Source organism: Pseudoxanthomonas winnipegensis, assembly GCF_030322905.1.
Lineage (GTDB): Bacteria > Pseudomonadota > Gammaproteobacteria > Xanthomonadales > Xanthomonadaceae > Pseudoxanthomonas_A > Pseudoxanthomonas_A winnipegensis.
Window position 1 is genome coordinate 217,537 of the sequence record NZ_CP095475.1, and the last position, 13,623, is coordinate 231,159.

General features: G+C 69.7%; 13 protein-coding genes. 8 read left to right on the top strand and 5 right to left on the bottom strand.

What is annotated here, in order from left to right; all coding sequences use genetic code 11:
- Nucleotides 1–219: 219 nt before the first annotated feature.
- The 4 genes from MWN52_RS00970 (at nt 220) to MWN52_RS00985 (ending at nt 4,196) form a co-directional block, all read left to right on the top strand.
- A complete protein-coding gene (locus MWN52_RS00970; protein WP_286576135.1) occupies nt 220–1,611 on the top strand; it encodes an MATE family efflux transporter in 1,392 nt (463 codons plus the stop codon).
- Nucleotides 1,608–2,042: a glyoxalase superfamily protein gene (locus tag MWN52_RS00975; RefSeq protein ID WP_286576137.1), complete on the top strand. Its 435-nt coding sequence runs from the start codon at nt 1,608–1,610 to the stop codon at nt 2,040–2,042. The genes MWN52_RS00970 and MWN52_RS00975 overlap by 4 nt, the downstream gene beginning before the upstream one ends.
- A gap of 166 nt (nt 2,043–2,208) precedes the next feature.
- Nucleotides 2,209–2,856, top strand: a complete 648-nt coding sequence (locus MWN52_RS00980) for a hypothetical protein (RefSeq protein ID WP_286576139.1) — start codon at nt 2,209–2,211, stop codon at nt 2,854–2,856.
- An 89-nt stretch (nt 2,857–2,945) separates the two neighbouring features.
- Nucleotides 2,946–4,196 carry an XVIPCD domain-containing protein gene (locus MWN52_RS00985; protein WP_286576140.1) on the top strand — a complete coding sequence of 417 codons (1,251 nt, stop codon included), beginning with the start codon at nt 2,946–2,948 and terminating at the stop codon, nt 4,194–4,196.
- Nucleotides 4,197–4,208: 12 nt separating this feature from the next.
- Here the strand turns inward: MWN52_RS00985 and MWN52_RS00990 are convergent, their stop codons facing one another.
- Both MWN52_RS00990 and MWN52_RS00995 read right to left on the bottom strand, forming a co-directional pair.
- Entirely contained in the window at nt 4,209–5,381 is a 1,173-nt protein-coding gene (locus tag MWN52_RS00990; RefSeq protein ID WP_425608066.1) for a ribonuclease H-like domain-containing protein, read from the bottom strand.
- Complete coding sequence (locus MWN52_RS00995) at nt 5,378–7,918, bottom strand: DEAD/DEAH box helicase (protein ID WP_286576141.1); 2,541 nt, start codon at nt 7,916–7,918, stop codon at nt 5,378–5,380. The genes MWN52_RS00990 and MWN52_RS00995 overlap by 4 nt, the downstream gene beginning before the upstream one ends.
- Nucleotides 7,919–8,118: 200 nt before the next feature.
- Between MWN52_RS00995 and MWN52_RS01000 the strand changes: the two genes are divergently transcribed.
- The 3 genes from MWN52_RS01000 (at nt 8,119) to MWN52_RS01010 (ending at nt 10,232) form a co-directional block, all read left to right on the top strand.
- A complete protein-coding gene (locus tag MWN52_RS01000; RefSeq protein ID WP_130516108.1) occupies nt 8,119–9,102 on the top strand; it encodes an AI-2E family transporter in 984 nt (327 codons plus the stop codon).
- Nucleotides 9,103–9,277: 175 nt separating this feature from the next.
- The gene (locus MWN52_RS01005) at nt 9,278–9,763 is read left to right on the top strand and encodes a hypothetical protein (RefSeq protein WP_286576143.1); all 486 of its coding nucleotides are present in this window, start codon (nt 9,278–9,280) and stop codon (nt 9,761–9,763) included.
- 64 nt (nt 9,764–9,827) lie between these two features.
- Complete coding sequence (locus MWN52_RS01010) at nt 9,828–10,232, top strand: hypothetical protein (RefSeq protein ID WP_286576145.1); 405 nt, start codon at nt 9,828–9,830, stop codon at nt 10,230–10,232.
- A gap of 19 nt (nt 10,233–10,251) precedes the next feature.
- On the opposite strand, the gene MWN52_RS01015 is transcribed toward MWN52_RS01010, so the two are convergent.
- Nucleotides 10,252–10,602 carry a hypothetical protein gene (locus MWN52_RS01015; RefSeq protein WP_337053038.1) on the bottom strand — a complete coding sequence of 117 codons (351 nt, stop codon included), beginning with the start codon at nt 10,600–10,602 and terminating at the stop codon, nt 10,252–10,254.
- Nucleotides 10,603–10,650: 48 nt separating this feature from the next.
- Entirely contained in the window at nt 10,651–11,613 is a 963-nt protein-coding gene (locus tag MWN52_RS01020) for an AraC family transcriptional regulator (protein WP_286576146.1), read from the bottom strand.
- Nucleotides 11,614–11,704: 91 nt separating this feature from the next.
- On the opposite strand from MWN52_RS01020, the gene MWN52_RS01025 reads away from it, so the two are divergent.
- The gene (locus tag MWN52_RS01025) at nt 11,705–12,538 is read left to right on the top strand and encodes an oxidoreductase (protein WP_286576147.1); all 834 of its coding nucleotides are present in this window, start codon (nt 11,705–11,707) and stop codon (nt 12,536–12,538) included.
- Nucleotides 12,539–12,765: 227 nt separating this feature from the next.
- On the opposite strand, the gene MWN52_RS01030 is transcribed toward MWN52_RS01025, so the two are convergent.
- Nucleotides 12,766–13,473 (bottom strand): outer membrane protein, encoded by a 708-nt coding sequence (locus MWN52_RS01030; RefSeq protein ID WP_131659835.1) that lies wholly within the window; start codon nt 13,471–13,473, stop codon nt 12,766–12,768.
- Nucleotides 13,474–13,623 lie beyond the last annotated feature (150 nt).

Here is a 13,623-nt window from a genome sequence, read left to right on the forward strand (position 1 = left end):
GGCATGAACCAGCATCCCGCAGCGGCTTCCATCCGCGTCGCCGCGACAGCGGCGACGGCTTGTCGGGTAAGATGCGCGCCGGTCTCGGGCACCGGCCGCTTGCTGACGCCATGTCACGGTGAAGCCCCGAAGCAGTGAACCCTCACCCTCGAAGCATTTCGCAGGTGGGCAACGCAAGCGCCCCACCCCCATCGAAATGCCTCAGATGAGGAGTGAGCGATGTCGTCCCGACACGCCCAGCAAGCCGGAGCGGCGCAGCCGTTCCTGACGGCGCCGGTTGGCCGTCTATTCGTTTCCAACGCCCTGCCGATGGCGATCGTGTTGTCGCTGGGCGGCCTGCTCAATGCGGTCGATGGCGTCTTCGTCGGGCGCTTTGTCGGCCCCGACGCACTGGCGGCCGTCAGCGCGCTCTTTCCCCTGGTCATGCTGACCACGGCGCTGTCCGCGCTGGTGGGCGGTGGCCTGTCCAGCCGCATGGCCCGCCACCTGGGTGCCGGGCAACACGCCGCAGCGTTCGATGACCTGCGCGCGGCGCGGGCCTTGGCCCTGGTCATCGGCTTCGGACTGATGGCGCTGTTCCTGACGTGCGGCAGGCCGCTCGAGGCGGCGTTGGCAGGCGGCGGCTCGCGGGCGGCACAGCTGAGTCACGACTACCTGCGCGTCATCGCGCTGGCCGCGCCCTTGCAGCTGCTGCTCGGCGTCTACGCCGACGCCTCGCGCACCGAGGGCCGCGCCGCCTTGGTCGCGCGGCTTTCGGTCGTGATGAACCTGGTCAACATCGCGGCCAACGCGGTGCTGATCGCAGGGTGCGGCCTGGGCGTGGCCGGTTCCGCGCTCGGCACGCTGCTGGCGCAGGCCGTGGGATTGATCCTGTTGGTCGCCGCACGCCGGCGCGCGGTGCGGGGGTTGCCGACGCCCCCGCGACCCGGCGCGATTCCCGCGCAGGCCTGGCGCAGCATCCTGCTGCTGGGCCTGCCGGTCAGCCTGGGGCTGCTGGGCACCGTCGTGGTGTCGGCGACGGTGATCCTGGCGCTGCGCACGGCGCCGGATCGCGAGACGACGCTGGCGGCCTATGGCATCGTGACCCGCCTGATGGGGTTGGCCTTCCTGGTGCAGATGGCCATGGCGCTGGCGGTGCAGACGATCGTGGGCCATCACCTGGGCGCGGGCCTCCCGCAGCGCGCCACGGCGTGCGTGCGTCTGGGCATGGTCGCCGCCGCGCTCTGGTGCCTGTGCGTGGCGGTCGTGCTGCTGGCCGGCGGTGCCGAGCTGGGGTGGTGGTTCACCCCCTCGCGCGAGGTCGCCCACGACGTCGCCAGGATCCTGCACGCACAGCTGCTGTTCTACGTCTGCTCCGGGCCGCTGCTGGTATTGGCGCTGTCCGTCCAGGCGGCGGGCAGGGCGCGCGAGGCGGCGCTGCTCACGCTGCTCAAGCCCTGGGTGCTCACTCCGGGACTTGTCCTGATCTGCGTCGCGTCGTGGGGCAGCCGCGCGCTGTGGTGGGCGTTTCCGTTGGCGGACGCGATGCTGCTGTGCGCCGTGTTTGTCGTCTGGCGTCTGCGCCGTGGGCGAGGTCCGGTTGGCGATGCGACAGGCGAGGGGACGCCATGACCCTGACCCTCGTCGAAGCCAAACGCCAGGCCAAGGCATTGCGCCTGGCGCTGCAGGCGCAGGGGACGGCAATCCGTCATGCCCAGGCGCTGGAGGCGATCGCCGCCCAGCACGGCGCGAAGGACTGGAACACCTTGCATGCGCGCCTGGCGCGGCAGCAAGGGCTGCCCGCCCTGGACTTGAACGCGCGGGTGCATGGGCGCTACCTGGGGCAGCCTTTCACCGGCCGTGTGGTGACGTTGTCTGCCGTCGGCGACTTGTTCCGGATCGAGATCAGGCTCGATGCGCCGGTGGATACGGTGCGGTTCGCCAGTTTCTCCAACCTGCGCAGCCTGGTGCGCGCCACGGTCGATGCGCACGGGCGATCGCCGCAGAAGACCTCCGACGGCGTGCCGCATCTGGTGCTGGACGCAGGCGCCAGGCGGCGCTGAACGCGTCCGCGTCGCGACCGGTACGCGCGGCGTCAGCGCTCGAGCCTCGAATGCGATACCTACAAGCAGGCTGCCCGGCGCAAGTTGAAGTCGTCACCGAAGTGCGCTTAGATCGGCCTGCCTGCTCGGAGCAGGCCGATCTTCCTTCCCGCCAAGGACGCTGCCCATGAAATCCGCATCGGTCATCGCGCCCGGCCTTCTTCTGGCGCTCGTCGCCACCGCCTGTGGATCCACGCCCATGCAAAGCCAAGTCCCGCGCACCCATGTGGACGTCAAGGACAACCAGCCCCCGAAGCCGGTCATCCACCGTAATCCGCATCCCACGGCATACGAGGTCACTGTCGCCATCAAGGATGCGCCGGGGCCGTTCGAGGTGGTCAAGGCGGCCATGCAGTACGAGGTGCTGGACCCCGCGTGTCGTCCCGATCTCGGCGGCATGGCCGGCACTCGCGCCAGCCTGCTGGAGTGGGTGCCCGTCGAGCTGGCGAAGCAGGCCGACGGCACCTATCGCGGCACGATCTACGACGGGCTTCTGAAGGACGAGGACTACTACGGACTCGGTGTCTGTCATTGGTCGCTGGTGACAACGCAGTTCAAGTTGCTCAAGAGCGAGGAGCCGGACTCGCCGAGTTTTTCCTACCACCTCTGGCGTGAGGACCTTCAGCACGCGCATGAGATCCGTGCGTACTTTCCCAGGAGTGCCTATGCCAGTTCTGACCGAAGCGGCATCGCATATCCAGGCGAGGAGTCGCCATCGCGCTTTAAACCCGAAGTGCGCGACCAGCTCTTCACCCTGATCATCTCTACCAAGTAGGAACGATCATGACGGTCTCGACGGAAGCGAGAGCGATACTGGCAGCGGACGCATACCAGTTTCATCCCCGGGAGGAATGGGAAAAGGGCGTGACCGCCGATGGCGTGCGTTATGCCATCGTCGATCAAGTCTCTCGGCCGAGTGGCTACCAAGGCACGCTCTACAAGAACATCGAAACGGGTGAACTGGTGGTGGCCCATCGTGGGACGGAGTTCGACCGGCAACTGGTGAAAGACGGCATCGTGGCGGACGGCGGGATGGTCCTCGCTGGCGTCAACAGCCAAGCGGCCGATGCCGCAGCATTCACTCGCAGCGCCATCGAGGAGTACGAGCGACTGGAGGCGCGCGGCTACCTGACGTCGCGTCCCATCGTCGTGGGCCACTCCCTCGGCGGAACGCTGGCCCAGATCACCGCGTACGAGTACGGCCTCAAGGGCGAGACCTTCGATGCATACGGCGCCGCGGGCCTGACGCGGCACATTCCGGAAGGCGGCCAGGACGTCGTCAACCACGTGCGTGCGACCGACTTCGTGAGCGCCGCCAGCCGCCATTACGGTGAAGTCCGCACCTATGCGACCGTGCAGGACATCGCCGCGCTCAAGGGCCACGGCTACGCCAACGACCACCGCGTGCTGACCGATCTGCGCAATCCGTTCGGCGTGGCCCTCGGTGTCGGGGTCGCCGCGCACTACAGCAGCAACTTCCTGCCGACCAATCCCGAAGGCGGCGGCTCGATCATCAACGCCGAGGACGCGGCGCGTTACGCCGAGTATCGGCCGATGATCGACAAGTACCGCAACGACATCCATCTGGTGCATCAGGGCCTGGCCCTGCCGCGCAACGTCGTCCACGGCATGGCCGATGTGCTGGGCCATGGGCGCGAGGCGCGCCATGGGCAGGTCGGTGGCGAGGTCGAGCCGGTCTCCGTGCCGCTGCCGGGCCATGCGGATCTGCGGCTGGACCCGATGTTCCAGCAGATCCAGGGGCATGTGGCCCGGCTGGATGCGAGCCTGGGCCGCACGCCGGATGCCGCCAGCGAGCGCATGAGCGCCAGCCTCTACGCCAAGGCCGTCGAGTCGGGCATGACCCGGGTCGATGGCGTGCATCTGAGCATCGAGGGCGCACAGTCCCGCGCCGGCGAACGCGTGTTCGCCGTGCAGGGCAACCCGGCCGATCCGACGCATCTGCGCACGTCCGTGTCCACCCAGGAGGCGGTGCAGGCGCCGGTCGAGCAGTCCTTCAGCCAGGCCGAGCAGAGCCGAACCCTGCAGCAGCAGGCGGCCGCGCAGGCGCGGCAGGCCCCGCAGCAGCACGAGTCGATGGGCGCCCTCGGCCGCTGAGCGCGTCGCGCGCTACGGCGCCTCTTCGAACGACAGTACCTCGCGATCGTCGGCTTCGGCCTGCACCAGTCGTTGGAACAACTGGGCCAGCGTGACCACGTCCTGGCGGTTGTGCTCGGCGACGCGGCGCAGGTTGCCGGCGCTGCCGCCGCGCAGGAACGACAGCCACGCGGCCGGCGCCTCGGCGCCGGGCAGATCGTCCTGGCGCACGATGCGCAGCAACTGGCGCTCGATGGTGGCGAGCCGGCAGTTCTCCCAGGTGCCGCGATAGCGGCGGCGGGTGGGGAACAGCAGGTCGACATGGTCGAGCGCGGACAGCGGCTCGGCCATGCGCGCCAGGCGGTAACGCGTCTTCAGCAGCGGCGCGTCGTAGCAGCGGCCGTTGTAGCTGGACAGCACCGTGGTCGGCGACAGCCAGCCGGCGAAGGCGCGCAGCATCGGCGCTTCGGCCGCCATGGTGGAGATCATCAGCTGGCGCACGCGCAGGCCTTCGCCGCCGTCGGCGTCCACATGCCAGTCCGCCGCGCCGATCATGAAGGCGCGGGTGCCGGTGCCGCCGGCCAGGCCGGTGGTCTCGGTGTCGAAGAACAGCAGGTCGCGCGGGTGCACGGCTTCTTCGTGGCGCTTGGCGAAGGCCAGCGACAGGGCCGCGCGGGGAATGGGTTGCGGCAGGAAGGCCTCGATCAGGTGCAGGCCGGGCGAGAGTTCGCGCCCGGGCAGGCTGCGGTCCAGTGAGGCCGGCTTGCGTGCCGGTACCGGCGTCGTGCCGGGTTTGCGTTCGCGGGTGGCGATCAGTCGGCGCAGGGCGTCCAGGCTGCGCGGTGGTTGGGTGTCGTTGGCGGCAGGGGTGGAGGGCGTTCGCAGGCGGACCGGGCGTGTGGAGTGCGGATCAAGAGCGAGATCAAGATCAAGAGCTTTACCCCTCCCCAGCCCTCCCCTTGCTTCGCAAAGGGAGGGGGCAGAAGCGGGACCGGCGCGGTCGGAGGTACTGAGGGCGCCCTGTCTTTCGCGCTGCGAAGCGGAGTTCGGGATTGCGGGAAACGACTGAGAAGGTTGGGCACCGCTGTCCTGCGCCGTTTCCGCAGCAGCAGACGCGGCGGCGCTCGGCGCCGCAGGCGCCTGCCGGACCGTCGGGTCGCCGGCCTGTCTGCGCAGCGCGCGCAGGCGCTCCAGGCTCATGCTCACGACCGCGCCTCCCGGGCCGGACGGTCTCCATCCAGCATCTGCGGCGCGGGGTCGATCGGCGCGAACACCGCTTCGCCGTCGAAGGACGCTTCGCGCCGCGCACGCGCTTCCAGGTCCGACAGCAGCGCCAGCACCTTCAGCGCCAGGGTCTTGGGCGAGGCGCCCTGGCCGTCCTCGTGCGCGGCCAGGACCGGGCCGACGCAGGCGGGGCAGCCGGCGCTGCAGTCGCAGCGCTGCACCAGCTCGCCGGCGCGCTGCACCAGTTCGGCCTGGCGCTGCCACAGCGGTTCGCTCAGGCCCACCCCGCCGGGGAAGTTGTCGTACAGGTAGACGGTGGGCACGAAGGCCTGCTCCAGTTCCACCACGCCTTCGGCGCCATCGGCGCCGCGCAGCTGGCCGCGGCCGGTCTGGTCGGCCAGCGCGAACCATGCGCCATCGCCATTGCCCACCGCCTTCTGCAGATCGCGCGCGTCGGCCATCACCGCCACCGTGGCGACCACGTGCAGCGCGTAGGCGGCGCCGAGGAAGCCGTCCAGCGCGTCCTGCTTGGAGGCGAAGGCCTTGCCCAGCGTGGCCTGGGGCAGTTGCCACCACAGCGCGGTGGTGTGCAGCTCCTGGTCGGGCAGGTTGACCGGGCCGTAGCCGATGTTCTCGTGGGTGTAGTAGCGGATCTTCTTGTAGCCGCTCACGCGCCGCACCACGTGCACCTCGCCGTGGTGCGCGTCGCCGCGCCCGGCCGGGCCGCCGTCGAAACGCTCCAGCACCTTGAGCTTGGTGTAGTCGATGCTGTCGGTGTAGTAGTCCACGTGCGTGCGGGTGACGAAGGCCTTGCGTCCTTCCCAGTCCAGATGCTCGACCTGGTAGGGCGTGGACTGGACCATGTGGATCGCACCCTCGTACAGGGTCAGCGCGGCGGCCGAGTAGTCGACCTCGGCGATGATGGTCTGCTTGCCGTTGGTCTTGTCGACCACCACGAAGTTGCCGTCGGCCACCGAGCGCAGGCTGACCGCGTTGGCCGGATAGCTGTCGGCGATCCACTCCCAGCGCTCGCCTTCCTGGTGCACGACCTCGCTCTCGGCCAGGGCCTGCAGGTAGACCAGCGGATCGATCGGGCCGAAGGCCTCGCCCGCGTTGAACGGCAGCTCGAACGCCGCGCAGCGGATATGGTCGAACAGGATCAGCGGCTGGTCCGGCGCGGTGCGCGCGTGTTCGGGCGGCGCGTCGGCGAAGAACTCCGGGTGCCGCACCACGTACTGGTCCAGCGGCTGCGAGCTGGCCACCAGCACGCCCAGGCTGGCGCGCTGGCGGCGGCCGGCGCGGCCGAAGCGCTGCCAGGTCGCCGCCACGCTGCCCGGATAGCCGTTGAGCACCACCACGTCCAGGCTGCCGATATCCACGCCCAGCTCCAGCGCGGAGGTCGAGACGATGCCGTCGATGCGGCCGTCGCGCATCGCGCGCTCGGCCTCGCGCCGTTCGGTCGGCAGGTAGCCGCCACGATAGGCGCGGATGCGCGGCGCCTTGCGCGGGTCGTGGTCGAAGATGTCCTTCAGGTACTTGGTCAGCACCTCGACCATCAGCCGGCTCTGCGCGAACACCAGCGTCTTCAGCCCCGACTTGATCGCGATGCGCGCGATGCGATTGGACTGCGAGCGCGCCGAGGCGCGCAGGCCCAGGTCGGCGTTGACCACCGGCGGGTTCCACAGCAGCACATGCTTGTCCCCGGTCGGTGCGCCGGACTCGGTGATCGCATGCACGCGGTCCTCGATCAGGCTTTCGGCATGCGCCTGCGGGTTGCCGATCGTGGCCGAGCACAGGATGAACTGCGGGTTGGCGCCGTAGAAGGCACAGATGCGTTTCAGCCGCCGCAGCACGTTGGTGACGTGGCTGCCGAACACGCCGCGGTAGGTGTGGATCTCGTCGATCACCACGAAGGCCAGGTTCTCGAAGAACTGCGCCCACTTGGTGTGATGCGGCAGGATCGCCTGGTGCAGCATGTCCGGGTTGGACACCACGATGTCGCCGTGCAGGCGGATGGCCTGGCGCGCATCGCCCGGGGTGTCGCCGTCGAAGGTGAAGGCCTTGACCCCCAGCTCGCCGGCGCGGTTGAGGTCCAGCAGCTCGGCCACCTGGTCCTGCGCCAGCGCCTTGGTCGGGAACAGGTACAGCGCCTTGGCCTTGCCGCGCATCGCCGCGCTCACCACCGGCAGCGTGTAGCACAGCGACTTGCCGCTGGCGGTGGGCGTGACCACGGCGATGTGCTCGCCGCGCTGCGCGGCGGCCCAGGCCTGCGCCTGATGCGCGTACAGCTGCTCGATGCCGCGCGCGCGCAGGGCATCGGCCAGCGCGCGCGGCACATCGTCCGGGATCGGCGCGTAGCGGCCTTCGCGCCCGGGCAGGGTGAAGCGCCCGGTGATGCGGTCGGCATAGCGCTGGGCCAGGCGCGCGCCCAGCACCGCGCCGTCGCGCGAGGGCTGCCCCTGGGTGGTCGCCAGGGCGCGTTCGCTGGCTTCGGTGCGGGGGGCGAGGGAGTAGGTCATGCGAGGGCCCGGGCGGTCAGGGCGAGGCAGGGGAGCACGGCGGCGTCTCAGCCGGCGAGACCGGCGCGGGCGCCTTCGCTTCGTTTCGACCCGGGTTGCGGCTACTGTCTGCGCACTTGCCTACCTGGATGTCCTGGATGACCGCCACCCCTGTGCCTTCTTCCCCGCTGCGGCCCTTCGCGGCGCGCGTGCTGGTCGTGCTGGCGATCGGCGCGCTGGCGCTGCTGGCCTGGCAGCTGTCCGAGCTGCTGCTGATCATGTTCGGCGCGGTGGTGGTGGCCGTGCTGCTGCACGGGCTGACCCTGCTGGTGCGGCGCTGGATCCGGGTGCCCGACTGGGCCGCGCTGGGCCTGGTGGTCACCGTGCTGGTGGTGGTGCTGGCCGGGATCTTCACCCTGTTCGGCACCGAGGTGGCCGGGCAGATCGACACCTTCCGCGAGACCCTGCCGGCGGCCTGGAACAAGTTCCACGCCTGGCTGCAGGCCAGCCCGCTGGGCCCGCAGCTGGAGCGCCTGCCCGAGCAGCTGCGCCAGGGCGCCTCGACCCTGGCCGCGCACGCCGGCGCCTTCGTCATGTCGGCCGGACGCGGGGTGACCGACGCGGTGCTGATGGTGGTCGGCGGCCTCTACCTGGCCGCGCAGCCGGACCTCTACCGCCGCGGCGTGCTGCGCCTGCTGCCGCTGGACCAGCGCCCGGTCGCCGACGAGGCCCTGAGCAGCAGCGGCAAGGCCCTGCGCGCCTGGCTGGGCGGCCAGCTGCTGGCCATGGCGGTGATCGGCACGCTGACCGGCCTGGGCTTGTGGGCGCTGGGCGTGCCGGTGGCGCTGGGCATCGGCCTGTTGACCGCGCTGCTGGACTTCATTCCCATCGTCGGCCCGGTGCTGGCGGCGATCCCGGCCATCCTGCTTGGTTTCACCGTCTCGCCGGAGGTGGCGCTGGGCACGCTGGCGCTGTTCGTGGTGCTGCAGCAGCTCGAAGGCCATGTGCTGCAGCCGCTGATCCAGGCGCGCGCGGTGGACCTGCCGCCGGCGCTGCTGCTGTTCTCGCTGTTCGGCATCGGTGCCCTGTTCGGGCCGATGGGCGTGGTCCTGGCCGCGCCGATGACGGTAGTGCTGTACGTGCTGGTCAAGCAGCTCTATGTGCGCCACGCGCTGGGCGATACCGAAGTCGATCCCCAGGCCTGAACCGCCCCTGCGCGCGGCGGGCGTGCTCGCCGGCCGCGCAACGGAAAACCAACCCGCGGCCCCGGGCGATGGCGGTAGAGTCTGGCGCGCCGTGCAACGGCGCCTTTCGCACTGACGGCCGACAAGGAGCAGCACTCTGAGCAGGATCGCCATCGTCCGCAGCCTCTGGCTGGCCATGCTGGCCTGCGCGCCGCTGGCCAATGCGCAGCAGGTGCCCGACGACCGCTCCGCCGGCACCCAGGCCACGCAAGACACGGTGGACACGGCCGCGCCGCCGCCCGGCCTGAGCGCCGGCAGCGACGTGCCCACCCTGGGCGAGGTCAAGGCGCTGCCGCCGGAAGAGGGCGAGGTGCTGGATCTCTATCGCTTCCGCAATCCGATCCAGGTCGATCCGAATCCCTTCTCCAAGGCCTATCAGCCGCCGCCGTCGGTCAAGGACATCTCCGAGAGCGGCGGCTATGTGGCCTACGGCCTCTCCAAGCTGGTCGGCGCCGCTGCGAAGGGGCTACAGGCGATCCCAGGCGTCAAGGGTCAGGTCCACCCCCCGACCGCGCGCCCGCCACCGCTGAGCCTTGAGCAGATGGACCGCGCCGCCCGCGCCTGCGGCGAGGACGGACAGGGCTGTGCGGACGGCGCGTCGGCCAACGATGTGAGCAGGTGAGCGCATGAGGGCGCCGCGGCGTGCGCGACTGTTCGCCTACGCCTGGCTGGCGTCAGGCATCGGCATGGAACCGGTCCTCGCCCAACAGGCATCGCCCGCGCCGGCTCCACCCACAACGCCGCCCACCGCCGTCACCACCCTCGATCGCGTCCAGGCGCTGCGCCCGGACGAGGAGGTGCTGGATCTCTACACCTTCAAGAATCCCGTCACCGTCGAGCCCAACACGTTCGACAAGGTCTACGACCCCGGCATCAGCCCTGAACTGATGGGCAAGGATCCTCGCGACGGCGGCTATGGAGGCTACGTCCACTACGGCATCAACCAAGGCCTGCTGCACACCTGGAAAGGCATCAAACAGGTGACCGGCATGCGCCCCTACGAGCACCCCGCCATCGCCCGTCCGCCGCCGTTGACGGAGGAGCAGATGCGCAGGGCCGCGCAGCATGGCGAGGCGCAGGCGCCGAACTAATCGCAGGACTGCGCGGCAACTACTTGCTGCCGAATTCCTGGATCACCTCGATCTTGCCGACGATATGGTCGTTCAGTGCTTCGAGTTCCTCGGCCGGCACCCACCATTCGGTGTGACGGGCGCCGCCCACCTTCTGGATCTGGTAGCGATCCATGAAATGGGAATGGACCTGGAACCGGGTCACCGCGCCATAGCCGCTGTCCGCGACGTTCCACTTGCTGGCGATTTCCGCGGCGTATTCCGCGTTCGTGACCGGATAGAAGATCGGCTGTTCCGGCAAACGCGGCGGCCAACGGGTGAAGTCGGACTGCCTGAGCAGTTCCAGCTCTTCAGGTCCGACGGGGCGGTAGAGGGTGGTCGTGGTGGTCACGGCGGGCGGAAGTGGTATCGGAAGGTGGACGGGGTTGTCGCAGCGCTGCTAGTGCGACGAAACATACTCCGCCACCGCCTGCTTGGGCGGCACGGCGAAGCTGTCGCGCATGCGTCGCACCTCGCGCGCGGGGGTCAGGCCGAACAGGCGCTTGAACTCGCGGTTGAACTGCGAGGGGCTCTCGTAGCCGACCGCGTGGCAGGCCGCGGCGGCGGTCATGCCTTCGCGCACCATCAGCAGGCGCGCCTGGTGCAGGCGCGTGGACTTGAGGTATTGCATGGGCGAGGTGCAGGTGACGGCCTTGAAGTGGCTGTGGAACGACGGTGCGCTCATGCCGGCTTCCTCGGCCAGCTGCGCGACGCTCAGCGGCTGCGCGTAGGCCGCATGCAGATGCCGCAGCGCCTTGCCGATCCGGCCGAAGCGGCCCTGCATGGCCAGCGCCGCGCGCAGCGTGGGGCCCTGCGGTCCGGTGAGGAGGCGGTAATACAGCTCGCGCAGCTGCTGCGGGCCGAGGATGGCCGCCTCCATCGGCGTGGCCAGCGCCAGCAGCAGGCGCTGCACGGCCTGGTGCAGCGGCGGATCGATCGGGCTGGACAGCAGGCTCTGCGGCGCGGCGGTGCGGGGCGGGCCGCCGTGGCGGTCGATCTCCAGCATCAGCTCAGCGGCGAGCGGGAAGTCCAGGTGCAGGTACAGCGCCAGCAGCGGCGCCTGCGCGGTGGCGTCGGTCTCCATGGTGAAGGGCACCGGCACCGAGACGGCCAGGTACTGGTGCGCGTCGTAGACATAGGTGCGCCGGCCGAAGTAGCCGCGCTTGCGGCCCTGGCAGACGATGACGATGCCGGGGTCGTACAGCACCGGCGTGCGCGCCAGCGGCCGGTCCGAGCGCAGCAGGCGCACGCTCTCCAGCGCGGTCAGCGTATAGCCCTCGCGCGGTGCCAGCGCCTGCACCAGCGGCGCCAGCGGCAGCAGCCCGGCGCCGGTCGCATCCGACGATGATGGAGGGTTGTTCATAGGAATAGGCAAGGATCGGAGGCGGATTGGCCTTCGAAGGCGGGTTGCGGATTTCTATTGTGCACTCCCCTCACACGACCGGAGCCCGCCCATGTCCAAGTCCAAACAGCTGCTCATCACCGGTGTCAGCAGCGGCTTCGGCCGCGCGCTCGCCCAGGAGGCGCTGGCCGCCGGGCATCGCGTGGTCGGCACGGTGCGCAGCGTGCAGGCCGTCGAAGCGTTCGAAGCCCTGGCCCCGGGCCGCGCCGTCGCCCGCGTGCTGGACGTCACCGACACCGTGGCGATCGCGCCGGTCGTCGCGGGCATCGAGGCCGAGCTCGGCGCGATCGATGTGCTGGTCAACAACGCCGGCTACGGCCACGAAGGCGTGCTGGAGGAATCGCCACTGGAGGAGCTGCGGCGGCAGTTCGAGGCCAACGTGTTCGGCGCCGTGGCGATGATCCAGGCGATCCTGCCGCACATGCGCGCGCGCCGCGCCGGCCACATCCTCAACATCACCTCGATGGGCGGCTTCATCACCCTGCCGGGCATCGCCTACTACTGCGGCAGCAAGTTCGCGCTGGAGGGCATCGGCGAGGTGCTGGGCAAGGAGGTGGCCGACCTGGGCATCCGCGTGACCTCGGTGGCGCCGGGTTCGTTCCGCACCGACTGGGCCGGGCGATCGATGGTGCGCACGCCGCGCAGCATCGGCGACTACGACGCGCTGTTCGATCCCATCCGCCAACGCCGCCAGGAAGTCAGCGGCAAGCAGCTGGGCGACCCGCGCAAGGCCGCGCGCGCCATGCTGGCGGTCATCGATGCGCCGGCGCCGCCCGCGCATCTGCTGCTGGGCAGCGACGCCCTACGGCTGGTGCGCGAGAAGTTGAAGGCGCTGGAGGCCGAGCTGGCGCAGTGGGAAGCGCTGACCGTCTCGACCGACGGCTGAAAGCGGTGCGCCCCAAGCGCTAACCCAAGCTCGTCGCCGGAGCCCAAACCAAGGTCATTGGCGCCGTGGCCAAGAGCTGCGGAGAAATCCCGATGTCGGCGACCCGATGCGATCGTCCTTGGCGCTCCCACCACGCTGCTGCGCGCGTAGCGATGTAAATCAGCAAGCCCCATCGCAGGCGGTTTCGACGCCCGCGATGGGTGTGGTTCATGCGCTGCGGAATGGACCTAGAACGCGTACTCCGCCGTCAGGCCCAGCAGGGCGGTCGAGCGCTTGGGACCATCGAAGCGGATGCCGGTGGCCGGGTCGCGCACCTCGCCGGCCTTGGCCCGGAAGTAATCGTAGTGCAGGCCGACGCTGAAGTTCTGCGTGGCGTTCCAGCCGGTACCGATGCCGGCGTAGTAGCTGTTGCGACCGCTGTCGCCGCCGCTCTTCAGGCCCAGGTTCTGGCCGACGGAGTTGTAGTAGTCGATGTTGTTGTCCGAGGCGCGGAAGTAGCCGCCGCGCGCGCCGATGTACCACTGCGGGGTCACGTTGAAGCGTGCGTTGCCGCCCACATGCCAGCCGCGCAGGGCGTTCTCGCTGTCGCGCTGGTTGACCTCATCGCTGTTGAACGCGTTGGAGACCTTGAGGTTGCCGAGGTCGGCGTAACCGCCTTCCACGCCGAGGCCCCACTGCGGGCCGACCTTCCAGCGGTAACCCACGCTGCCGTCATAGCCGGTGCGGCGGCCATGGCGGCCTTCGAACACGTTGAAGTCGCCGCTGCCGAAGCGACCCGCGGTGCCTCCGTCGGTGCGGCCGACGCTGCCCGAGACGAACCAGTTGCCCTGGCCGACCTGCAGGTCCGGGCGATAGGTATCGCCGCCGGTTTGCGCAAACGCGGACGGGGCGATCAGGGCTGCGCTGATGGCCGCAGGGAGGAAAATCTTCTTCATACAAATGACCTTTCGACTGGGGGGCGAGCGTGGTGATGTCCACAGGGATCGCCGGTTTCAGAACCGTCGCTGGCGCGGATGCGCCGTGTGCGACACAAACCAGTAGGAGGCTTCGCATCTGAAGCGCATCCAAACCTTCACGTTTGCCTC